The following is a 21,809-nucleotide window of genomic DNA, read 5'->3' on the forward strand; positions in this document are numbered from 1 at the left end:
TGAACGACGAGGTACGGACTTCATGAACGACCACATCCAGCCCGGCGACTCGGCTGAGCACGAGTACGACCACGGGGCGCTCGGCGACGCCGAGTACGCGGAGTTCATGGAGCTCGCCGCCGAAGAGGGCTTCGACATCGAGGATGTCGAGGGTGCCATCGAGGCGGCGGGCCACGGCCCGCTGCCGGTGCTCGCGGTCGTCGGCCGCCCGAATGTCGGCAAGTCGACGCTCGTGAACCGCATCATCGGCCGCCGCGAGGCCGTCGTCGAGGACAAGCCCGGCGTCACCCGCGACCGGGTGACCTACGAGGCCGAGTGGGCCGGCCGCCGCTTCAAGGTCGTCGACACCGGCGGCTGGGAGCAGGACGTCCTCGGTATCGACGCCTCCGTGGCCGCCCAGGCGGAGTACGCGATCGAGGCGGCCGACGCGGTCGTCTTCGTCGTGGACGCCAAGGTCGGCGCGACCGACACCGACGAGGCGGTCGTACGACTGCTGCGCAAGGCCGGCAAGCCCGTGGTGCTGGCCGCCAACAAGGTCGACGGACCCAGCGGCGAGGCCGACGCGGCCTACCTCTGGTCGCTCGGCCTCGGCGAGCCGCACCCGGTCTCCGCCCTGCACGGGCGCGGCACCGGCGACATGCTCGACGCCGTCCTGGAGGCGCTGCCGGAGGCGCCCGAGCAGACCTTCGGCACGGCCGTCGGCGGCCCGCGCCGGATCGCGCTCATCGGCCGCCCGAACGTCGGCAAGTCCTCCCTCCTCAACAAGGTGGCGGGCGAGGAGCGGGTCGTCGTCAACGAACTCGCCGGGACCACCCGCGATCCGGTCGACGAGCTGATCGAGCTCGGCGGGATCACCTGGAAGTTCGTCGACACCGCCGGTATCCGCAAGCGGGTCCACCTCCAGCAGGGCGCCGACTACTACGCCTCGCTGCGCACCGCGGCCGCCGTCGAGAAGGCCGAGGTGGCGGTCATCCTGATCGACGCCTCCGAGAACATCTCGGTCCAGGACCAGCGGATCGTCACCATGGCCGTCGAGGCGGGCCGGGCGATCGTCGTCGCCTTCAACAAGTGGGACACCCTCGACGAGGAGCGCCGCTACTACCTGGAGCGCGAGATCGAGACCGAGCTCGGCCAGGTCGCCTGGGCGCCCCGGGTCAATGTCTCCGCGCAGACCGGCCGCCACATGGAGAAGCTGGTCCCCGCCATCGAGACCGCCCTCGCCGGCTGGGAGACCCGCGTCCCCACCGGCCGCCTGAACGCCTTCCTCGGCGAGCTGGTCTCGGCTCACCCGCACCCGGTCCGGGGCGGCAAGCAGCCCCGCATCCTGTTCGGTACCCAGGCCGGCACCAAGCCCCCGCGGTTCGTCCTCTTCGCCTCCGGCTTCATCGAGGCGGGCTACCGGCGCTTCATCGAACGCCGGCTGCGCGAGGAGTTCGGCTTCGAGGGCACCCCGATCCACATCTCCGTCCGGGTGCGCGAGAAGCGCGGCAGGAAGAAGTAGCCGTACGCCTGAGGGGCGGCCACCGTCACCGGTGGCCGCCCCTCAGGCATATCCGTCACTGACCCCGGCGCGGTCCCGGCGGAAGCGCTGCCGGCACGGGAAGCATCCCGGTGTCGTGAGAGCGCCCGAGTGTCCCGATCCGCTGCCACTGCGGCGGCTGCGGCTGGTCACCGCCGTTACGGGCACTGTAGGCGCCCGCGCTGTACGCGCTGTACGAGTTCCCTCCGTACATCCCCAGACCGTGCGTGCTGCCGGTACTGAAGGGGGTCGTGCCGAAGGCGACGAACCCCAGCCCCTCCTCACCGCTGCGGTCACCCGGCAGCGTACGGAAGGCCTTGACCCACTCCGCGTAGAGCGAGTCGTAGATCGGCGTGGCCGAGAGCGCGCCCAGGCTCTCCTGCCCCGTCCGAGCGGACGGAACAGCGGAGAAGGACGGCCGGCGGGGCGGAAAGTCGTATGCGTGCACGTATGTCCAAACGACCGGGTCACCAAAGAGATGCGGCTATGCGGCGCCCCGTTGGGGCGCGGGGCCGCATCCGACATGCGGCTCCGCCGCGCGGGCGCGACCAGCCACGACGCACCCGTGCCCGCCGACGGGGCCGGCACCTCCGCCCTCTGGGCGACCCTCAGACCCCCGCGAGGGGCAACGCCGCCGCCACCAGCTTCCCGTTCGCCGCCGCCTTGTCCAGCGCATCGCGCAGCAGGTCCTCCCGGGGCTGCCGCCCGATCGACCCGACCGGCGCCGCGAACATCAGGACCTGCTGGTGCTTGTTGGCTGCCGCCCGCCACCCGTCGGTCACCTGCAACGGCTGGTGCGCCTGCCACCAGGCAACCGGCTGCCCGCCGTTGTTCCCCGGCTGGAGCACCGCGTGCAGCTGGCCCACCGCCAGCAGCACCGACCATCCGTGCAGCACCGGCGGCACCGCGGCCAGCTCCGTCACCGGCATGAAGCCCTGCTCGATGAGGAGCGGCAGGAAGTCGTCGCCCACCCCGTCCGTGCCCGGCCGCACGATCGGCGAGGTCGGCTCGACGACGAGCGCGGGGTGCAGTTCCCCGGCGATCAGTACGAGTCCGCTGGTCACGCCGAGCACCGCCTGCTCGGGCACGGACTTCCGCGCCCCGCCGCCGGGCGCGCTGTCGCCGCTGATGGAGCGGACCGCGCCCTGCAGTTGCTCCTCGGTGACCTGGACGACCTGCGAGGGCAGGCAGCCCGCGTGGGCGAAGGCGAGGACGGCGGTCTCGTCCCCGATGAACAGGACGGTGCTGGTGCGCTCCTGTTCGGAGTCGCCCGGGGTACGGCAGGACGTGCAGTCGTAACTGCCTGGGGCGTTGTCTCCGGCGAGCAGCCGGTCGGCTTCTTCGTCGCCGATCTCGGCGCGTACCTCGTCGCTGACGTCGAGCATGCGCGGCACGGTGGCTCCCTCGGGATGCGGTCGTGAAGGCCCGGGCGGATCCCGGTCCGTGAGCCCCAGGGGGTTGCGGGCTCATGAAGAAGACAACGGGTGATCTGTGGTGGTGGTCACGCCCCGGGGGGATCGGGATCCAACCATCCATCGCACAGGGTCACTCGGCGTGCGGAATCCGGCACTCACCGTCAACTCTTCGCAAGCCAAAGGAATTTGACGTGGTGAAGTGAATCACAGATCCATCGATCAGATGGTCGACAAATCATGAAATCAGGGAATGTAGCGGGTGTCCGAAAATCGCCGCTACCTACGGTAACGCTGAACTGGCCTGGCCCGACGGGGAGTTGGTTGATTTCGGGCGTTCCAGATCTCTAGATTCCTCCGCCGTGTGCAACGAGCACCGCTCGGGTACGTCCGCCGGCCGGCACCAGGCAGAGCACCATCGCAGTACCGGCCGCGGCGGACGGGGCGAGCGCGACGAACCGCGTCCATCGCGCGGGGACCGCGTCCCGCTTGGGGGATCCCGGGTATGTGGAGAGGGAAATACATGTCCGAGTGTGCCGATACCACCCGTGAGACCGTCGCCAAGAACGGCTCCCGCAAGGGCCGTACGACCGCGGCCCTGGCCGGAGCGGCGCTGCTCGCCCCGCTGGGCCTGCTGGCCGCGACCGGCAACGCCGCGGCGGCGGACAACGGAGTGTGGGACCGCATCGCCCAGTGCGAGAGCGGCGGCAACTGGCACATCAACACCGGCAACGGCTACTACGGCGGACTCCAGTTCTCCGCCTCCACCTGGCGCGCGTACGGCGGCTCCGCCTACGCGTCGACGGCCGACCAGGCCTCCAGGGAAGCGCAGATAGCCGTCGCCACCAAGGTTCAGCAGGCCCAGGGCTGGGGTGCGTGGCCGGTCTGCTCGGCGCGGGCCGGTGCGACCGGTTCGGCGCCCGAGGGGGCCTCGGCGACCACGAGGAGCAGCACCGAGCCGGCCACCAGGTCCACCGGCGGATCGGCCGCCAGGCCGACCACCGAGTCGGCCCCGGCGCAGAAGAAGGCGCAGCGCCCGACGGCCCACACCGGCCGTGACTCCGCCCGGGGCGACTACACCGTCCGCGAGGGCGACACCCTGAGCGAGATCGCCGAGCGCCACGGCACCACCTGGCAGCACGTGTACGCCGCCAACGAGGCCGTCATCGGCGACGACCCGAACCTCATCGTGCCCGGGCAGCGCCTCGCGCTCTGACGCGCGCCCCTGCCCCGCCACGCCCCGCCCCGCCCGGTCCGACCGGGCGGGGCCCGGTGCGTTGTGAGGGCGATTCATGTGAGGTCGACCGGCTTCGAGTTCGCGCCGCCGGAACCGGCCCGGGCCCGGGGCCGTAGGGGGGTTCTGTGCCGAAGCGGTGAAACTCTTATGCGGTGTCAGCTTCGGCGGCGACTCGCGGATTCGGAATGGAATGGGCTCCCCTGAGCGCCCCTGATCCTTGCTTCCGGTTCTTTCCGGCTGGCTTTTCGGAAGACCCTACCGGCATCAGGGAATTGCACGGGAATGCGCCAGGAAGGCGTACTGAACCGCCCGTACGTGTGACAGAGTTCGAACGAAACGCGTGTCGTGATTCTGTGACAGAAGTGTGACCGGAGACGGACGGCGGACTTCGCCGGCCGTTCTCGACTTCCGTCGCCGCCGGAAGCGGCCTAGCGTGGCCGCATGGCACCGAATCCGGCTCCGCCGAAGGAGCCCCAGGACAGCCCGCAGGGGTACGTAGGCCTCGACGCGGGCGACGCGGAACGGCTCGCCCGGCAGCGCGGGTGGCCGACGATCCGCTCGCTGCCGCCGGGCGCGATCATCACCATGGAGTACCGGACGGGACGGCTCAACTTCGAGGTACGGGACGGCGTCGTGGCACGTGCCTGGAAGGGCTGACCGTACGAAGGCGAAGGCCCCGGTTCCCGCAGTGGGGAACCGGGGCCTTCGCCGTGCGGGCCGGCTGTGCGTACCGGGCTCCCGCGCTGTCGTGTCTCCGTTCGGCCGTCAGCCGCCCGTCAGCGGGCGGGCCGGCTGGGTGGCGCCGCCGCGCGGCTGACGCTCGGGGTGCTGCGGGCGGCGGCTGCCGACCGGGGTCACCGGGGTGCGCTCAGAGCGGGCCGTGTGCGGCCCGGGGGCCAGATGGATCGGGGCCCGGGGCGAGCGGGCCGAGGAGACCGGCTCGCGCTCCGGTGCGGGCGCGTCCCCGGCGGGCGCGGTACGCGGCTTGAGCACCACCGGCGAGACCGGGACGGGCGCGGGCACGGGTGCCGTACGGCCGCGGCCGGCGCGCCAGCGGTCGCGCAGGTCGAAGAGCCAGGTCTCGGCACGGGCGATGAACGGCTCGCACCACGGCAGTGCCAGCAGGATCAGCAGCCCGGCGGCCCAGCCCAGCAACACGTCGCTGAGCCAGTGCGTACCGAGGTAGACGGTGGACATGCCGACGCCGAGCGAGGTGACCGCGGAGGCCGCGGAGAGCCAGCGGCGGGCTCTCGGGGTGGAGGCCAGATACGCCAGAATTCCCCAGGTCACCACCGCGTTGGCGGTGTGGCCGCTGGGGAATATATCGCCGCCCAGGCCCATCTCGTTCGAGCCGATCACGGTCGCGTAGTGCGGTCCGAGGCGCCCCATGCCGAGCTTGGCGGCGCCGACCGTGATGTTGAGCAGCAGCAGCGAGGCGCCGAGGGTCAGCAGTGGGCGCAGGGTGTGCTGTCGCCATGAGCGCCAGCCCAGCCAGGCCGCGACCATGACGGCGGTCGGGCCGCGCTGGCCGAGGACCACGTAGTAGTCGACGAACCAGTGGATTCCCGACCACTGCTGGTACGGCCGGAAGAACATGACCTGCCAGTCGAGCCGGACCAGCCAGGACGTGATCACGACGGCCCACACGATCGCCAGGTAGAAGGCCAGGGTCGCGGTGAACAACACGACCCGGTGCCGGCTCATCTTCGGCAGATCAAAGTGGGCCGGTCGTTCCGGCTCACGGTCCAGCCTGGTGAACACCCGGTCCAGACGGGTGAGGTTTCGTTCGGTACGCACCCAATCGACGTTACAGCGAGTGAGCTCTGTTCCCGGTCGAAACTGCGGCTTTGTGATGACGATGTGATGTGGGAAACCTCTCAGGAGGCCTCCGAATTCTAAGGATTTCGTAATCCTCGGCGCGCCTGTCCTTCAATTCCTTTGATCATGTCGGGCAGCCGTTTTATGGCACTTATGAATTCGTTAACCAAAGCGTGGCGTGGAATCCTCCGACTGCTCACCGTCGCCACGCCGATGATCATGGTGGCCCCGAACCGTTCAGCCAGAACGCGCCATACATCGCCGAGGCCACCGCCACACCTACCGTGACCAGCGTCGATCTACGGGTGCGCGCCCGGGCGAGGAGCCGGGCCGGCGGCAGCAGTACCGGGAAGGCCGGCATCAGCAGGCGCGGCTTGGAGCCGAAATAGCTCGACGCGCACAGCGCGAGCGCGAGGACGACACCCGTGTAGACCAGCAGGGGGAGTGGTTGCCGCTGCCGGACGCCGATCACGTAGAGCCACAGCAGCAGGCAGACAGCGACGATCAAACCCGCTCCGGCCAAGGCGGACGGAAATGACGCGAACTTGTCGGCGACGAAGCGCGCGAAGGCGTAGCCGCCGTCGAAGCCGTTGCGCCAGCCCGCCTGGACGTCCAGATAGCCGAGCGGGCCCCTGCCGGTGCGATGGCCGACCCACAGGACATAGGCGGCGGCGCCGGCGGGGGCGACGAGCATCCCGAGGACGCGGCGCCAGGGGGGTACGCCGGAGGCGCGTGCGCTGCTTGCGGTGCCCGGGGCGCGTGTCGTGTGCGGGGCGCGTGTTGTCTGGGGCGCGCCGGTCGTTCGCGGAACGCGCCGGGCGCGGGCGGCGCTGGACGGCTCGGGGGCGCGTCCATCGTCCCGCGCGCCCCGCGCGCGCTTCTCGCCACGGTCGCGCACGCCCCCGCTCCTATCCCGCACGAACGAGGCCACCCCCGCCGTCCACACCGCCGCCACGACGGCCAGCCCCACCGGCCGGGTCAGCCCGGCCAGCGCGGCCAGCGTGCCCGCGCTCAGCCAGCGGCCGGTCAGCACGGCATACAGCGACCAGGCGGCCAGCGCCGTGAAGAGGGACTCGCTGTACGCCATCGACTGCACGATCCCGACCGGCAGCACGGCCCACAGCAGCACCGCGCAGAGGCCGACCCGCGGGCCGTACACGAAGTCGGCGACCGCGAAGATCCCCCAGGCCGCGGCGAGCGAGGCGAGCAGACCGACCGTGAAGCCCGCGCCGGCGTACGACAGGGGCGTGAGCGCGTGCAGCACGCGCTCCAGCCAGGGCAGCAGGGGGAAGAAGGCCAGGTTGGAGTGGACGTCGCCGTTCGGCAGCCGTACCTCGTAGCCGTACCCGTGCTCGGCGACCCGCGTGTACCACAGCGAGTCCCAGCGTGCCGTCAGCAAGGTGTACGCGCTCTTGCCGCGCGCCCCGCTCCACACGGCCAGCGCCAGCAGGCCGAGGGCGCGCACGGCGGCGTATCCGAGCAGGGCCGGCGCCGCCCGGCGCGGGGTGGGGGCGTGCGGTACCGCCACGGGCGTTTCAAGATCGGTCACGGGCTCGATTATCGGGGGGACACGGAACCGGAGGGCGCGCCGCGGCGTGGTGCGAAGCGGGGCCAGTGGCGTACGCCACACGACTTCCGTGGAGCGTGTGAGAGGTCCGCCACGTGCCACCGGAACGAACTCGCGTACGCTGACGTGTCACTCGCGTTCGTATGCGCGGGCCGGAGATCCCGCTCCTCTCCGGCCGTACGACGGGGAGTCCCCACCCCGCCGATCCGCCGCACGCGAGGGATCATCTGGGAGGTACGTACATGTCCGGGACGACCACGGCAGCCGTACGGCCGCGCCGTCGGGCGACCGGGGCCGGTGCAGGTGCCAACCGCTGGGTCGTCCTCGTCGTCCTCTGCGTCAGCCTGCTGCTGGTCGCCCTCGACGCGACCGTGCTGCACGTCGCGGTGCCGGCCGTCACCGCGGACCTCAGGCCCGGCGCCATGGAACTGCTCTGGATCGTCGACGTCTACCCGCTGGTCTGCGCCTCACTGCTGATCCTCTTCGGCACGCTCGGCGACCGTGTGGGCCGGCGGCGCGTCCTGCTCCTCGGGTACGCCCTGTTCGGGGTCGCCTCGGCGGCGGCGGCCGTCGCGCCGACGGCCGAGGCGCTGATCGGGGCCCGGGCGCTGCTCGGCGTCGGCGGTGCGATGATCATGCCGGCGACGCTGTCGATCCTCCGGCAGGTCTTCCCCGACCGCCGTGAACGGGCCCTTGCCATCGGCGTGTGGAGCGCGGTGGCGGCGGTCGGCGCGGCCGTCGGGCCGCTGTTGGGCGGCTTCCTGCTCGAACACTTCTGGTGGGGCTCGGTCTTCCTGGTCAACATCCCGTTGATGCTGATCAGTCTCCCGGTGGGGCGGCTTCTGCTCCCCGAGTCGCGCGGCGACCGCAACGGCCCCTGGGACGTCGTGGGTGCGCTGATGGCGGCGGCCGGACTCTTCGGCGTGGTGTTCGCCGTGAAGCGGCTGGGCAGCGGCGAACCGGCCGCCGACGCGCTCACGACGGCGCCGCTGGTGCTCGGCGCGCTGCTGCTGTTCCTGTTCGTACGACGGCAACGGCGGCGTACCTACCCGCTGGTCGACCTGAAGATGTTCGCGCGGCCCGCGTTCAGTACGGCGGTGGGCTGCATCGTGCTTGCGATGCTCGCGCTGGTGGGTCTCGAACTGATCGCCGCGCAGTATCTGCAACTGGTGCTGGGCCTCTCGCCGTTGCAGACGGGGCTGCGACTGCTGCCGCTGACGCTCGCCGCGATGGCCGCCGGGCTGGCGGGGGCCCGGCTGCTGCGGCGCTTCGGGCCGCGCCGGATGGTGTGTTTCGGCTTCTGCCTGACCGCGGCGGCGGTGCTGACGCTGACCGCGATGGGCGGGGTGGACAACGCGGGCCTGCTGCTGTTCGGCTTCGTGCTGCTCGGCTTCGGCCTGGAGACCACGCTCTTCGGGGCGTACGAGTCGATGCTGAGCGAGGCGCCCGCGGCGCAGGCCGGTGGGGCGGCGGCGATCGGCGAGACCTCGTACCAGCTGGGGGCGGGCATCGGGATCGCGCTGCTGGGCAGCGTGATGAACGCGGCGTACGCGCCGGGGCTGTCCCGGGTGCCCGGGGTGCCGGAGTCGGCGTCCGCCGCGGCCGGGCATTCACTGGGCGAGGCCTACGAGGTCGCCGGACGGCTCGGCGGCCCGACGGGTGCGGCGTTGCGCCGCGCGGCGCGGGACTCCTTCGTGCACGGTTTGCATGTGACGTTGCTGGTGAGCGCGGGACTGCTGCTGCTGGGCGCGGTGATGGCGCTGCGGCTGCCGCGGGCGATGCAGTGCGAGGAGCCGGCGGTGGAGGTCCCGGCTCCCAGAGAGCCCCAGAGGTCCCGCGTCTCCGCGTGACCCGACGATCTTCCACGCCCTGCCCGTGCGGGTGGGTGGGAGAAGCGGCGGACACCGCGTAACCTGGTGTAACTAGCGGTGCTAGTTTTGGGAGGGTTTTCATGTCCGCGTCCGGGAAGTTGCCTCCGTTCGATGCCGGTGATCCGCTCGGCATCGACGATCTTCTGGAGCCGGAGGATCTCGCCGTCCGCAAGACCGTGCGGAGCTGGGCGGCGGACCGGGTGCTGCCGTTCGTCGCCGAATGGTACGAGAGCGGGGAGCTGCCGGGTATCAGGGAGCTCGCCAAGGAGCTGGGCGGCATCGGGGCCCTGGGGATGTCGCTGACCGGGTACGGCTGCGCGGGCGCGTCCGCCGTGCAGTACGGACTCGCCTGTCTGGAGCTGGAGGCCGCCGACTCGGGCATCCGCTCGCTCGTGTCCGTGCAGGGGTCGCTGGCCATGTACGCCATCCACCGGTTCGGGAGCGAGGCGCAGAAGCAGCGCTGGCTGCCGCCCATGGCCGCCGGTGACGTCATCGGGTGCTTCGGCCTCACCGAGCCCGACCACGGCTCCGACCCGGCCGCCATGCGGACGTACGCCAAGCGGGACGCCGGCGGCGACTGGGTGCTCAACGGGCGGAAGATGTGGATCACCAACGGCTCGGTGGCCGGCGTGGCCGTCGTGTGGGCGCAGAGCGACAACGGGATCCGGGGGTTCGTCGTGCCCGCCGACACGCCCGGCTTCTCGGCACCGGAGATCAAACACAAGTGGTCGCTTCGGGCGAGCGTCACCAGCGAGCTCGTCCTGGACGACGTACGGCTGCCGGCCGACGCCGTGCTGCCGGAGGTCACCGGCCTCAAGGGCCCGCTCAGCTGTCTGTCGCACGCTCGCTACGGCATCGTCTGGGGCGCCATGGGCGCGGCACGCACCTGCTTCGAGACGGCCGTCGACTACGCGAAGTCGCGGGAGCAGTTCGGCAGGCCCATCGGCGGCTTCCAGCTCACCCAGGCCAAACTCGCCGACATGGCGGTCGAACTGCACAAGGGGATCTTGCTCGCCCATCACCTGGGGCGGCGGATGGATGCCGGCCGCCTGCGTCCCGAGCAGGTCAGCTTCGGCAAGCTCAACAACGTACGAGAGGCGATCGAGATCTGCCGTACGGCACGGACGATCCTCGGGGCGAACGGGATCTCGCTGGAGTATCCCGTGATGCGGCACGCGACCAACCTCGAGTCGGTGCTCACCTACGAGGGCACCGTCGAGATGCACCAGCTCGTGCTGGGCAAGGCGCTCACCGGGCTCGACGCCTTCCGGTGACCCCTGCGCGGGGGCAGGGCCGGCGAGCGGCCCTGCCTCAGCTCTGGTTGAAGAAACCGTCCTCCCGGCGCGAGGCCGGTTCACCGTTGACGATCTCCGTGTTGGCGGGGGAGAGCAGGAAGACCCGGTTGGACACCCGGTCGATCGAACCCCGGAGGCCGAAGATCAGCCCGGCCGCGAAGTCCACGACCCGCTTGGCGTCGCCGGCCTCCATGGCCGTGAGGTTCACGATGACCGGCACGCCCTCGCGGAACAGCTCGCCGATCGCGCGGGCGTCCCGGAAGCTGTCCGGGGTGACCGTGCCGATCCGGCGGCCCTTCTCCTCGGCGGTGTCCGAGGCCACCTTGACCCGGGGGTCGGTGACCCAGGCATCCCCGGGCTGCTCGGTCCCTTCGGAGTAGTCGTCGTCGTAGTAGCGCTCGTCATCGTTGTCGTCGACGAGGCCAAGCCAGGCACTCGCCTTGCGTACCGATCCCATGGACGCCTCCTCTCACAGCGGTCTTTCATGCTTCCGCATCCCTATGGTCGTCCATGATGCGGATGGCGCGCCAAGTGGATAGACGCCGCGCGGGGGGTTTGTGACGGTACTGGTGCAGAGCGAATACGTCGAGAGCCCAAGTGTGCCAAGGGGCGTAGCCCGCACGGCTGCTGACTGTGAGTGAAATATGATTGTTCCGGGCGTATGGGTGATGAGCGGTGCGTCCGGGTGAACCGGCGGCGGGTGCCGAACCGACAGTAGGCCGATACGACGGCGCAGCTCAGCGTCGTATCAGCCCTGACGTACTGTCAGTTATTCGGCCCGGCGGGCAGATCCGGAAGGTGCCGACCGCCGACGCGGTCGTCCCTCCCGCATCTTCGGAATTCGGTCGTACGTACCGCCGGTGACGAGTTTGTTCACAGCCGCCTGGATGTCGTCCAGCGGTCTCCTGGGATCAGCAGGCGTGCGGAGCGCGGGGTGCGAGGGAGGGGTGCGCGAGGGGAGGGGTGCGCGTGTGAAGGCGAAGCGAGGAGCGCGAGGGAGAACGCGAAGAGTCCCCGCCGACGGCGGGGCGCGCAGTGGGTCAGCTCAACAGGAACAGGACCACACGCGACCGAAGTCGATGTGGGAGCGGGTGACCAGCCACTGCTGTGGATGCATGGGCCAAGTGGAACAGGTCTCCGGTTTTACGTCAACTGACTTGAGACGCGCTGCTCACAGTCTGGACATCCTTGACAGAGTGGGGAAACGGCCCCGTAGAGTCGACGGACGGCCCTGCTGAGGGGCTCGGCCGTAAGAGCGCCGCCCAGCGGCGCTCCGTGTGAAGGCACCCGCCGCACCACCGTGCGCGCGTCCACCGTGTTCGATCGATCCGCCACGGAGCCTTCGCATGTCACCCGACACCCTCGCCCCAGCCCCCACCGTCTCCGGCATACCCGGGCGCACGGACGTCCTGAGAACCGTCCCGCGGCGCCGGTACGGGCAGGGGGCGGCCGCCGCCGGCTGCTTCACCTCGGACTCCGTCCCGAACGGCACGGGGACGGCCCGATGAGGCCCCAATTGGTGATCGTGGGGGCCGGTCCGCGGGGGACCGGGCTCCTCGAGCGCATCGCCGCCAACGCGCCCGAGCTGTACGCCGGTTCGGGTCTCGACATCCATCTGGTCGACCCGCATCCACCGGGCGCCGGCCGTATCTGGCGGGCCGCCCAGTCGCCGCTGCTGTGGATGAACTCGCACGCCGAGGACGTCACCATGTTCACCGACGAGACGGTGCGGATGACCGGCCCGGTGCGCGAGGGGCCGACCCTGCACGAGTGGGCGGGCCTGGACGGCTCCACCTTCGCCGACCGGCAGATCCAGGGCCGGTACCTGCGGCACGTCTACGACCGCGCCGTGGCCGACCTGCCCGAGGGCGTCACGGTGCACCACCACCCCCGCCGTGCCCTGCGGGTGAGCGGGCCGCGCGAGGGACGCCAGCAGGTCTGGCTGGACGGCCGCCCGCGCCCGCTCCTCGCCGACCTCGTGGTCCTCGCCCTCGGCCACCTGGACGCCGAACTCGACCCCGAGCAGACCGCCCTGGCCGGGTACGCCGACGCCCACGGCCTGGTCCACCTGCCGCCGGACTTCACCGCCGACAGCGACCTGTCCGCCCTGCGCGCCGGAGAACCGGTGCTGGTGCGGGGGTTCGGGCTCGCCTTCGTCGACCTGATGGTGCTGCTCACGGAGGGCCGGGGCGGACGGTACGACGGTGACACCTATGTGCCGTCCGGACAGGAGCCGGTGCTGTACGTCGGGTCGCGGCGCGGAGTGCCGTACCACTCGAAGATCGGCTACGACTGGACCGGCGAACGCCCGCCGCTGCCCCGGTTCCTCGGACCCGGCGAGGTCGACGAACTGCGCGCCCGGCCGGGCGGGTTCGACTTCCGCCGGGACGTGTGGCCGCTGGTGGAGAAGGAGCTGGGCTTCGCCCACTACCACCGGCTGTTCGCCGTCCATCCCGAGCGGACGGCCGTCGCCTGGCGGGATTTCGAGGAGAAGTACGCCGCCGCCGAGGGGGACGCCGAGGTGCGGGCGCTGGTGGCCGCCGCCGTACCGGACCCGGCCGACCGGCTCGACCTCGCGGCGCTGGACCGCCCGCTGGACGGGGTGCGGTACGGGTCGCACGAGGAGTTCCAGGAGGGGCTGCGGGCCTATGTCGAGGGCGACCTGAGCCGCCGTCACAATTCTGAGCACAGCCCCGATCTGGCGGTCTTCCTCGGACTGCTCTCCGTCTACGGGCAGTTGGTGCGGCTCGGGGGCATCGGGTCCTGGTGGCACGGGTTCTTCAGCTACCTCGCCTCCGGGCCGCCCGGGCCCCGGCTGCGGCAGCTGCTCGCGCTGTCCCGGGCGGGGGTGGTCAGGTTCGTCGGCGCCGGGATGACGGTGACGGCGCGGGACGGGGTGTTCCGGGCGTCCGCGGACACCGTCCCCGGGTTCTCCGTCGAGGCGCGGGCGCTGGTCGAGGCGCGGCTGCCCGAACCGACCGTGCGGCGGGCCCGGGACGCGCTGCTGCGCGAACTGCACGGCGACGGGGCCGCCGAGACGCCCGACGGGCTGCTCAGGGTGGACCCCGCCGACGGGCGGGTCCTCGACGAGGGCGGGCGGCCGCACCCCCGGCGGTTCGCGCTCGGGCCGTTCACCGACGGACGTACGCCCGGCGCGTTCACCCGGCCGCGTACCGGAGGGCCCGCGTTCCGGCAGAACGACGCCACCGCGCGGGCGGCACTGGCCTTCCTGCGGGACCTGACGGGCCGGGCCGCCGCCTAGTCCGCCTCCCACCACTTCTCCAGAGGGACTCACTCCATGACAGTCACGGTCGACATCGGCTCCGCGCACAAGAGATCCGGCCTGCCCGGGCCGGAGGTGCTGAAGCGGCGGACCCGGACCGGATTCGTGTTCCAGGACGTCCGTCTGGTCGACGAGCCGACGCCATGAGCGCCGTGGCGCGCGGGACCGGGTTCGCCCGGGAGGCCGCCGACACCGTTGTCCACCTGGTCGGCGGACGGGCCGCGGAGGCCGGACCCCCGACGGAGCTGCCGGACGCTCCGCGGCAGGAGCGGACCAGGGCGTTTCCTTCCGAGGTGCTGTGATGTGCGGAGAGGATGGTTTGTCATGACCGGCTCGTACGGCCGGGGGCTGCTGCACCTGGCCGCCGCCGTGGACCAGGTCGGCGTGTTCGACGCGGAGCGCTATGTGGAGCTGGTGCGGCTCGCCGAGAGCGGGGGCCTGGACTTCGTCACGCTCGACGGCCGGTTCGGGTGGACGGAGACCGACCCGCTCGCCGTGCTGTCGCAGGTGGCCCCGGCCACCCGGCGGATCGGGCTGGTGCCGCTGGTCACCGCCCCGCAGGCCGCCCTTGCCCACCTCGACCAGGTCAGCCGGGGCCGGGCCGGCTGGTGGAGCGACGCGCCGGGACCCTCGCCCGGGCATCCGGTCCGGGTGGCCGACGCCACCGAGGGGACCGCCCGGCAGACCGCGGCCCGGTACGCCGATGTGGTCCTGGTGCGGGCCGCGAGCTCCGCGCAGGCCGCCGACGTACGCGATGAACTACGGAGCCGGGCACGGGAGTCGGGGCGGGAGCCGGACGCGCTGCGGGTGCTGGTGAGCCTGCTGGTGGACCTGGGGGACGGGGAGCGCGCGGCCGAGCCGGGGCACGGTGGCGGCGGGCCCCGGCAGACCGTGCAGGGGCCGCTGTACCGGGGCGGTCCGGTGGACCTCGCGGAGCTGATCGCCGGCTGGCACGGCGAGGGCGCCGCCGACGGCTTCCACCTGGTCCCCGCCGAACCGCGCCGCGATCTGGAACGGCTGGTCAACGGCACGGTGGCGCTGCTCCAGCACCGCGGGCTGTTCCGCACCTTCTATCCGGGCAGCACCCTGCGCGAGCACCTGGGCCTGGCCCGGGCCGCCGGGCAGTTCGCGGCGCCCTGAAACAACCAGGGGCGCCCGGCTGTTGTCGACGGGTCGGGTGCACATGAGAGACATGAGGTAAACCATGCCGAGAGCAGGGGAAGGGCTGATCGTATGACCGAGGACGCGAACGACGACTGGAAGCGCTGGCACGAAGACCGCGTGGAGACCGTGTCGGCCCCCTACGGGCCGCTCGCGCTGACCGGCACCCACTGGCTGGAGGACCACCCGGACGGCCGGCTCCCCGGAGTCCCCGGCGCCTGGGCGGTGGACGGCGACACCGTGCTGCTCACCGCGACGGCGGCCGACGGTCTGGCCCTGGACGGCGAGCCCTTCGCCGGTACGGTCCGGCTCGCCGCCGACCGCGAACCGTCGGCCCGGGTCACCCTCGGCGAGCGCCGGCTGGTCGTGCTGGTCCGCGAAGGCGTCTGGGGCGTACGGGACTACGACCCGGCCGCCCCGGCCCGCCGCACCTTCCTCGGTATCGACGCCACCCCTTACGACCCGCGCTGGTCGGTGCCGGGCCGCTTCACGCCGTACGACGACCGGCGCACCGTCCGCGTCGACACCGCGGACGGAGTGGAACGCGCGCTCGTGCTCGCCGGGGAACTCGCCTTCACCCTGGCGGGCCAGGCCCTGACGCTCCAGGTCGCCGAGCAGACCGACGGCCGGCTGTGGGCGGTGTTCGCCGACGCCTCCAGCGGGGCAGGCAGCTACCGTTTCAGGTTCCTCTATTCGGCCGCCCCGGGCGCCGACGGCTCCACCACCGTCGACTTCAACCGGGCGCAGCTGCCGCCCTGCGCCTTCGCGGACCACTTCATCTGCCCCTTCCCGCCGCCGGGGAACAGGCTGGGCCTCGCGGTCGAGGCGGGAGAGCGCATAGTGGCCTGAGGGTTTCGCGGGAATTGTGACCGGGAGTCAACTCGCCCGGACCGCGACGAGATCACACAAAGTCGGCATGGTTCGAACACAGTCGCACGGCCGAAAGGCACTCTTGCGGGAACCGGTCGTTCGCCCGAATACTCCCCCTCAGCGCTTGTCAGGGGCATTGCGTGTCCGGAACCCGGACGTCCTCCCTGGCTGCGCCTCACGGGCCCCGACCCCACGCGGGCCCCCTGATTCCCCTGGGAGGGAACGAAAAGTGAGGATCAAGCGCACGACCCCCCGCAGCGGTATCTCGAGACGGACCCGGCTGATCGCCGTGGGCACCGGTTTCCTGGCCGCGGCAGCGTTCGCCGTCCCCACCGCGAGCGCGAGTCCCGTCCACACCTTCAGCGCGAGCGAACTGAAGGCCGTGAACAGCTCCGTTCTGAAGGCGGACGTCCCCGGCACCGCCTGGGCCGTCGACAGCAAGACCAACCGTGTCGTCGTCACCGCCGACTCCACGGTCTCCGCCGCCGAGATCGCCAAGATCAAGCAGCAGGCGGGCGCCGACGCCGGCGCGATCACCGTCAAGCGCACCCCCGGCACCTTCAAGAAGCTGATCACCGGCGGCGACGCCATCTACGGCGGCGCCTACCGCTGCTCGCTCGGCTTCAACGTGCACAGCGGCAGCACGTACTACTTCCTGACCGCCGGGCACTGCGGTGAGGTGGCCTCGACCTGGTACAGCAACTCCGCCCACACCACGGTCCTGGGCACCAACGTCAGCTACAGCTTCCCGACCAACGACTTCGCGCTGGTCCGCTACACCAACAGCTCGATCGCGCACCCGAGCGCGGTCGGCAGCCAGACCATCACCAGCGCGGCCACCCCGTCCGTCGGCACGACGGTGTACCGCCGCGGTTCGACCACCGGCACCCACAGCGGCCGGGTCACCGCGCTCAACGCCACCGTCAACTACGGCAGCGGTGACGTCGTCTACGGCATGATCCAGACCACGGTCTGCGCCGAGGGCGGCGACAGCGGCGGCCCGCTCTACGGCGGTTCCGTCGCCTACGGTCTGACCTCCGGCGGCAGCGGCGACTGCACCTCCGGTGGCACGACCTTCTTCCAGCCGGTCACCGAGGCGCTGAGCTACTACGGCGTGAGCGTCGGCTGACGATCCTCCCGGATCCGTTCTCCCAGTGGACCCCCGTACGCAACCGGCGTGCGGGGGCTCCCCTTTGACGGGGTGCCGGAGTTACCGTCGAAGGACCATTGGAGTCACCCCCTGGGGGCCGGCATGGTCGAGGCGCTGGTGGCGGCCGGAGCCGCTCTCGTGTCCGTCGGAGCGGTCTACGCACTGGCCGCGGCACGGGTCGTCAGACAGTACGAGCGAGGCGTGGTGTTCCGCCTCGGCCGCCTCCGGCCGGAGGTGCGCGAGCCCGGGTTCACCATGATCGTCCCGTTCGTGGACCGGCTCCAGAAGGTCAACATGCAGATCGTCACGATGCCCGTGCCGGCGCAGGAGGGCATTACCCGGGACAACGTGACCGTCCGCGTCGACGCCGTCGTCTACTTCAAGGTGACCGGACCGGCCGAGGCGATCGTCCGGGTCGAGGACTACCGGTTCGCGGTCTCGCAGATGGCACAGACCTCGCTGCGGTCCATCATCGGCAAGAGCGAGCTGGACGACCTGCTGTCGAACCGCGAAAAGCTCAACCAGGGGCTCGAGTTGATGATCGACAGTCCGGCCGTGGAGTGGGGCGTCACCATCGACCGCGTCGAGATCAAGGACGTCTCGCTGCCCGAGACCATGAAGCGGTCCATGGCCCGGCAGGCCGAGGCCGACCGGGAGCGCCGGGCCCGGGTCATCAACGCCGACGCGGAACTCCAGGCGTCCAAGAAGCTCGCGGAGGCGGCCAAGGAGATGTCGGAGCAGCCCGCCGCGCTCCAGCTGCGGCTGCTGCAGACGGTGGTGGCGGTCGCCGCCGAGAAGAACTCGACGCTGGTGCTGCCGTTCCCGGTGGAACTGCTGCGGTTCCTGGAGCGGGCCCAGCAGCAACTGCCGCCAGGGGCCGACGGGTCCGCGGTGCGCGGGGCCAAGAGCGAGGCGGGTGAGCCTGGAGGGGCGAATTCCGGCCAGGGGTGAGGGTTACTCTCCGCCGAAGGTTACTCGCCCGTAGTGTTTGCAGTGCGAATCCTCCTGGGGTGACTGTGAACGGCCCGGGCACGGGGGGCGCACAACATCCGCGCACGCGCGTCCTGAAGTCGACCTTGTGTGCCCCCTGTGGGTGTCGGAATAGTAGGCGCCCGTCAACCAGCCTTCCGGCCCCCGAGGTCCCCACAACCTTACGGGCCGACCCCCCACAGGAGGACATGAGTTGAAGCACCGACGCATACCCAGGCGCCGGGCGGCCCTCGCGGGCGCGGGAGTAGCCGCGCTCGTCGCCGCCGGAGTGACCTTCCAGAGTGCGAACGCCAGCGAGCCCACGAAGGGCGCCGTACCGCAGATCCTGTCCGCACCGGCGGCCGGAAAGCTCGCCTCGACGCTCGCCGCCGACCTCGGCACCGACTCGGCCGGCACGTACTACGACGCCAGGACGAAGAACCTCGTCGTCAACGTGCTCGACGACACCGCCGCGAAGACCGTCGAGGCGGCCGGGGCCAAGGCGAGACTCGTCGCCAACTCCCTCGCCGAACTCGACGGCGCTCGGACCACGCTGAAGCAGGACGCCACCATCCCCGGCACCTCGTGGGCCACCGACCCGGTCACCAACAAGGTCGTCGTCACCGCCGACAAGACGGTCGCCGGGACCGCGCTGAGCAAGCTCACCAAGGTCGTCGACGGGCTCGGCGAGAAGGCCGAACTGCGCCACTCGAAGGGGGAGTTCAAACCCTTCATCGCCGGTGGTGACGCGATCAGCGGGTCGGGCGGGCGCTGCTCGCTCGGCTTCAACGTGGTCAAGGGCGGCGAGCCGTACTTCCTGACCGCCGGGCACTGCACCGACGCCATCTCCAGCTGGTCGGACTCCTCCGGCAACGTGATCGGCCAGAACGCCCAGTCCAGCTTCCCGGGCAACGACTTCGGTCTGGTCAAGTACACCTCCGCGGCGGACCACCCGAGCGAGGTCGACCTCTACAACGGCTCCACCCAGAAGATCACGGGTGCGGCCGAGGCGACCGTGGGCATGAAGGTGACCCGCAGCGGCTCCACCACCCAGGTCCACGACGGCACGGTCACCGGGCTCAACGCCACCGTGAACTACTCGGAGGGCACGGTGAGCGGGCTCATCCAGACCGACGTGTGCGCCGAGCCGGGCGACAGCGGCGGCTCGCTCTTCTCGGGCAGCAACGCGATCGGGCTGACCTCGGGCGGCAGCGGCGACTGCACCTCCGGCGGGGAGACGTTCTTCCAGCCGGTGACGGAGGCGCTGTCGGCCACCGGCACCCAGATCGGCTGACCCGCGCCGAATCCCCGAGATGCCCCGCCCCTGTCCGAGGGGCGGGGCATCTCCGTGTCGCGCCCCTCGGACAGGGGCGGGGCATCTCCGTGTCGCACCCCCGTCCGAGGGGCGGGGCATCTCCCTGTCGCGCGCCGGGCGGCCTCGGCCGGAAGGGGCGCGAGCCGGTACGGCGCTGCCGTGCACACGACACGGTGGCCGCGCGAGGGAGCGGCTCATCGGGGCTCGGTGCAGGCTGGACTAGGGAGGTGGGTTGCCGTGGCGCACAACGAAGCCGTCTCGCCGGGCAAGGGTGCCGCAGTGCTGGAAGCCCTGTTCCACCAGTCGCCCACCGGCCTGCTGATCCTGGACACGGGGCTGCGCATCCTGCGGATCGGCCTCACCAGACCGGATCTGCACGGAACGCCGCCCCATGACCGGATCGTGGGCCGGTACGTCACCGACGTGTACGACCTTTCCGCGCCCGGTGAGGTGGAGGCGATGCTGCACGGCGTGCTGGAGAGCGGCGAGCCGGTGCGGGGGCGACTCGTGGGGGTGCGGCGGAAGGGCGCACCGGGGCCGGAGTACCTGTTCTCCGTCTCGGCGTCCCGTCTGGAGGACGCGCAGGGGAGGGTCTGGGGCGTGCTCACGGAGATGCTCGATGTCACCGAGTGCGAAAGGATCGGTCTCCGTATGCGGGTCCTCGGCTCCGTGCGCGAGCACGTGGGACGGACCCTCGACGTGGTCGCCACCTGCGAGGAGCTGGCCCAGGCCGTGGTGCCGGACCTCGCCGACATCGTCGTGGTGGAGGTGGTGGACGCCGTGATACGCGGCGAGGAACCTCCGCTGAGCCCGCTGGGACCGGAGGTGCCACTGCGCCGTGCCGCCTACCGTCACAGCGGCGGCGAGGAGCAGATCCAGGCACATCCGGTGGGCGACGTACGCGCCCTGCCTTTCCCCACGCCCTACGCCCAGACGCTGACCGACCTCAAGCCCCGCCTCGTCACCCTGGGCCCCGACACGCCCTGGCTGGCGGCCGACCCGCCCCGCGCCAAGGCGATCCGCGCCTCCGGTGCCCGCCTGCTCATCACGGCACCCCTGACCGTGCGCGGAACCGTGCTGGGGCTGCTGAGCCTGTACCGCACCGACCATGCCGACGTCTACGACCAGGGCGATGTCACCGTCGCCCTCGAAGTGGCCGCTCACACCGCGCTGTGCATCGACAACGCCCGCCGCTACACCCGCGAACACACCATCGCCCTGACGGTCCAGCGGCACCTGCTGCCACCCCAGCCCGCGCCGCGGCGCACCGTCGAGACCGCGTACCTGCATGTGCCGTCCGAGGTGGGCGGGGGCGGCGGGTTCGACACCTTCGCCCTGTCCGGAGCCCGCACCGCGCTGGTGGTCGGCGAAGTCGCCGGCGAAGGCATCCACGCGGCCATCACCATGGGACAGATGCGGACCGCCGTCCACTCCCTGGCCGCTCTCGACCTGGAGCCCGACGAACTCCTCGCCCGCCTCAACGACACCGCCCTCACCCTCGCCCAGGAACGCGTGGCGCTGCCGCCCGGTGACCCGGTGCCCCTGACCGGAAGCTGTCTGTACGCGGTCCACGATCCGTTCGCCCAGACCTGCACCGTCGCCCTGGCCGGGCATCCGCCACCCGTCATCGCCCATCCCGACGGGACCACCGAGATCCTGGACCTGCCGAGCGGACCTCCCCTGGGCAGCGCCGCGGGCCCGCCCTTCGCCGCCACCACGGTCTCCGTCGCCGACGGCAGCGTCCTCGCCTTCTACACCGCGGCCCTGCTGCACGCCTCACCGGCCCCGGACACCCTGCGACGGGTGCTGGCCCACCCCGGGCGGCCGCTGCAGGACCTGTGCGACGACGTGCTCTACCGGCTGCGGAACGACAGCCGTCACAGCGACGTCATCCTCCTCCTCGCCCGCGCCCACCCCTTCCCCGCCGACCAGGTCGCCACCTGGCATCTCGGCCACCACCCCAAGGCCGTCGCCAAGGCCCGCAGCCAGGCCCGCCACCAGCTCGTGCGGTGGAGCGTCGACGAGGAGACCGCCTACACCACCGAGATGATCGTCAGCGAACTGGTCACCAACGCCGTCCGCTACGGCGCCCCGCCCGCCCGCTTGCAGCTCATCAAGGACCGGACCCTCACCTGCGAAGTCCACGACAGCAACTCCCTCGCGCCGCGGCTGCGCCATGCGAAGACCGCCGACGAAGGGGGACGGGGTCTGTTCATCGTCGCCCAGCTCGCACAGAACTGGGGCGTCCGCCATACGCCCGACGGCAAGACCGTGTGGGCCGAACAGACCCTCCCGCCCCCGGACCGCCGTCGCCGGTAGCCATCGGCCGTGCACCGCCGGTT

The 21,809-nt window shown here is 71.5% G+C and carries 20 protein-coding genes; 15 read left to right on the plus strand and 5 right to left on the minus strand.

Going from position 1 to position 21,809, the window contains the following annotated elements; genetic code table 11:
- Positions 1–22: 22 nt before the first annotated feature.
- On the plus strand, positions 23–1,501 hold the full coding sequence (gene der, locus ACWDGI_RS13610; RefSeq protein ID WP_450758566.1) for a ribosome biogenesis GTPase Der: 1,479 nt from the start codon (positions 23–25) through the stop codon (positions 1,499–1,501).
- Between the two features lie 55 nt (positions 1,502–1,556).
- On the opposite strand, the gene ACWDGI_RS13615 is transcribed toward der, so the two are convergent.
- Together ACWDGI_RS13615 and ACWDGI_RS13620 are read right to left on the minus strand one after the other, a co-directional pair.
- Entirely contained in the window at positions 1,557–1,967 is a 411-nt protein-coding gene (locus tag ACWDGI_RS13615; RefSeq protein WP_450758568.1) for a hypothetical protein, read from the minus strand.
- Between the two features lie 160 nt (positions 1,968–2,127).
- On the minus strand, positions 2,128–2,913 hold the full coding sequence (locus tag ACWDGI_RS13620) for a hypothetical protein (RefSeq protein ID WP_450758570.1): 786 nt from the start codon (positions 2,911–2,913) through the stop codon (positions 2,128–2,130).
- A 541-nt stretch (positions 2,914–3,454) separates the two neighbouring features.
- On the opposite strand from ACWDGI_RS13620, the gene ACWDGI_RS13625 reads away from it, so the two are divergent.
- Positions 3,455–4,147, plus strand: coding sequence for a transglycosylase family protein (locus ACWDGI_RS13625; RefSeq protein ID WP_450758572.1), 693 nt, complete (start codon positions 3,455–3,457; stop codon positions 4,145–4,147).
- Between the two features lie 462 nt (positions 4,148–4,609).
- Entirely contained in the window at positions 4,610–4,825 is a 216-nt protein-coding gene (locus ACWDGI_RS13630; RefSeq protein WP_450758573.1) for an I78 family peptidase inhibitor, read from the plus strand.
- Positions 4,826–4,933: 108 nt separating this feature from the next.
- Here ACWDGI_RS13630 and ACWDGI_RS13635 read toward each other — a convergent pair whose 3' ends face one another.
- Both ACWDGI_RS13635 and ACWDGI_RS13640 read right to left on the minus strand, forming a co-directional pair.
- A complete protein-coding gene (locus ACWDGI_RS13635; protein WP_450758575.1) occupies positions 4,934–5,965 on the minus strand; it encodes a phosphatase PAP2 family protein in 1,032 nt (343 codons plus the stop codon).
- A 238-nt stretch (positions 5,966–6,203) separates the two neighbouring features.
- Positions 6,204–7,535, minus strand: a complete 1,332-nt coding sequence (locus ACWDGI_RS13640; RefSeq protein WP_450758577.1) for a mannosyltransferase family protein — start codon at positions 7,533–7,535, stop codon at positions 6,204–6,206.
- A 260-nt stretch (positions 7,536–7,795) separates the two neighbouring features.
- Between ACWDGI_RS13640 and ACWDGI_RS13645 the strand changes: the two genes are divergently transcribed.
- Together ACWDGI_RS13645 and ACWDGI_RS13650 are read left to right on the plus strand one after the other, a co-directional pair.
- Positions 7,796–9,403 (plus strand): MFS transporter, encoded by a 1,608-nt coding sequence (locus tag ACWDGI_RS13645; protein ID WP_450758579.1) that lies wholly within the window; start codon positions 7,796–7,798, stop codon positions 9,401–9,403.
- Between the two features lie 101 nt (positions 9,404–9,504).
- Positions 9,505–10,698 carry an acyl-CoA dehydrogenase family protein gene (locus ACWDGI_RS13650; protein ID WP_450758581.1) on the plus strand — a complete coding sequence of 398 codons (1,194 nt, stop codon included), beginning with the start codon at positions 9,505–9,507 and terminating at the stop codon, positions 10,696–10,698.
- Positions 10,699–10,735: 37 nt separating this feature from the next.
- Here the strand turns inward: ACWDGI_RS13650 and ACWDGI_RS13655 are convergent, their stop codons facing one another.
- Entirely contained in the window at positions 10,736–11,176 is a 441-nt protein-coding gene (locus ACWDGI_RS13655; RefSeq protein WP_351699550.1) for a cell division protein SepF, read from the minus strand.
- An 889-nt stretch (positions 11,177–12,065) separates the two neighbouring features.
- Between ACWDGI_RS13655 and ACWDGI_RS13660 the strand changes: the two genes are divergently transcribed.
- The 10 genes from ACWDGI_RS13660 to ACWDGI_RS13705 all read left to right on the plus strand — a co-directional run bounded on the left by ACWDGI_RS13660 (position 12,066) and on the right by ACWDGI_RS13705 (position 21,786).
- Positions 12,066–12,227, plus strand: coding sequence for a hypothetical protein (locus tag ACWDGI_RS13660; RefSeq protein WP_450758583.1), 162 nt, complete (start codon positions 12,066–12,068; stop codon positions 12,225–12,227).
- Positions 12,224–13,981 (plus strand): FAD/NAD(P)-binding protein, encoded by a 1,758-nt coding sequence (locus ACWDGI_RS13665; protein ID WP_450758585.1) that lies wholly within the window; start codon positions 12,224–12,226, stop codon positions 13,979–13,981. The genes ACWDGI_RS13660 and ACWDGI_RS13665 overlap by 4 nt, the downstream gene beginning before the upstream one ends.
- Before the next feature lie 36 nt (positions 13,982–14,017).
- The gene (locus ACWDGI_RS13670) at positions 14,018–14,149 is read left to right on the plus strand and encodes a hypothetical protein (protein WP_450758587.1); all 132 of its coding nucleotides are present in this window, start codon (positions 14,018–14,020) and stop codon (positions 14,147–14,149) included.
- Positions 14,146–14,304 carry an amino acid ABC transporter ATP-binding protein gene (locus tag ACWDGI_RS13675; protein WP_450758589.1) on the plus strand — a complete coding sequence of 53 codons (159 nt, stop codon included), beginning with the start codon at positions 14,146–14,148 and terminating at the stop codon, positions 14,302–14,304. Before ACWDGI_RS13670 ends, ACWDGI_RS13675 begins: the two co-directional genes overlap by 4 nt.
- Before the next feature lie 22 nt (positions 14,305–14,326).
- Positions 14,327–15,142, plus strand: coding sequence for an LLM class flavin-dependent oxidoreductase (locus ACWDGI_RS13680; RefSeq protein ID WP_450758590.1), 816 nt, complete (start codon positions 14,327–14,329; stop codon positions 15,140–15,142).
- Positions 15,143–15,235: 93 nt separating this feature from the next.
- Positions 15,236–16,012 carry a DUF1684 domain-containing protein gene (locus ACWDGI_RS13685; RefSeq protein ID WP_450758592.1) on the plus strand — a complete coding sequence of 259 codons (777 nt, stop codon included), beginning with the start codon at positions 15,236–15,238 and terminating at the stop codon, positions 16,010–16,012.
- A gap of 250 nt (positions 16,013–16,262) precedes the next feature.
- Positions 16,263–17,162 (plus strand): S1 family peptidase, encoded by a 900-nt coding sequence (locus tag ACWDGI_RS13690; RefSeq protein ID WP_450758594.1) that lies wholly within the window; start codon positions 16,263–16,265, stop codon positions 17,160–17,162.
- 123 nt (positions 17,163–17,285) lie between these two features.
- The gene (locus ACWDGI_RS13695; RefSeq protein WP_450758596.1) at positions 17,286–18,134 is read left to right on the plus strand and encodes a slipin family protein; all 849 of its coding nucleotides are present in this window, start codon (positions 17,286–17,288) and stop codon (positions 18,132–18,134) included.
- Between the two features lie 232 nt (positions 18,135–18,366).
- Positions 18,367–19,446 (plus strand): S1 family peptidase, encoded by a 1,080-nt coding sequence (locus ACWDGI_RS13700; RefSeq protein WP_450758598.1) that lies wholly within the window; start codon positions 18,367–18,369, stop codon positions 19,444–19,446.
- A 258-nt stretch (positions 19,447–19,704) separates the two neighbouring features.
- Positions 19,705–21,786: a SpoIIE family protein phosphatase gene (locus ACWDGI_RS13705; protein WP_450758600.1), complete on the plus strand. Its 2,082-nt coding sequence runs from the start codon at positions 19,705–19,707 to the stop codon at positions 21,784–21,786.
- Positions 21,787–21,809 lie beyond the last annotated feature (23 nt).

This window comes from Streptomyces sp. NPDC001220 (assembly GCF_053597895.1).

Coding starts and splice junctions, on each gene's coding strand:
- der (WP_450758566.1), top strand. CDS start 23: ATGAACGACCACATCCAGCCCGGCGACTCGGCTGAGCACGAGTACGAC.
- ACWDGI_RS13625 (WP_450758572.1), top strand. CDS start 3,455: ATGTCCGAGTGTGCCGATACCACCCGTGAGACCGTCGCCAAGAACGGC.
- ACWDGI_RS13630 (WP_450758573.1), top strand. CDS start 4,610: ATGGCACCGAATCCGGCTCCGCCGAAGGAGCCCCAGGACAGCCCGCAG.
- ACWDGI_RS13645 (WP_450758579.1), top strand. CDS start 7,796: ATGTCCGGGACGACCACGGCAGCCGTACGGCCGCGCCGTCGGGCGACC.
- ACWDGI_RS13650 (WP_450758581.1), top strand. CDS start 9,505: ATGTCCGCGTCCGGGAAGTTGCCTCCGTTCGATGCCGGTGATCCGCTC.
- ACWDGI_RS13655 (WP_351699550.1), bottom strand. CDS start 11,176: ATGGGATCGGTACGCAAGGCGAGTGCCTGGCTTGGCCTCGTCGACGAC.
- ACWDGI_RS13660 (WP_450758583.1), top strand. CDS start 12,066: ATGTCACCCGACACCCTCGCCCCAGCCCCCACCGTCTCCGGCATACCC.
- ACWDGI_RS13665 (WP_450758585.1), top strand. CDS start 12,224: ATGAGGCCCCAATTGGTGATCGTGGGGGCCGGTCCGCGGGGGACCGGG.
- ACWDGI_RS13670 (WP_450758587.1), top strand. CDS start 14,018: ATGACAGTCACGGTCGACATCGGCTCCGCGCACAAGAGATCCGGCCTG.
- ACWDGI_RS13675 (WP_450758589.1), top strand. CDS start 14,146: ATGAGCGCCGTGGCGCGCGGGACCGGGTTCGCCCGGGAGGCCGCCGAC.
- ACWDGI_RS13680 (WP_450758590.1), top strand. CDS start 14,327: ATGACCGGCTCGTACGGCCGGGGGCTGCTGCACCTGGCCGCCGCCGTG.
- ACWDGI_RS13685 (WP_450758592.1), top strand. CDS start 15,236: ATGACCGAGGACGCGAACGACGACTGGAAGCGCTGGCACGAAGACCGC.
- ACWDGI_RS13695 (WP_450758596.1), top strand. CDS start 17,286: ATGGTCGAGGCGCTGGTGGCGGCCGGAGCCGCTCTCGTGTCCGTCGGA.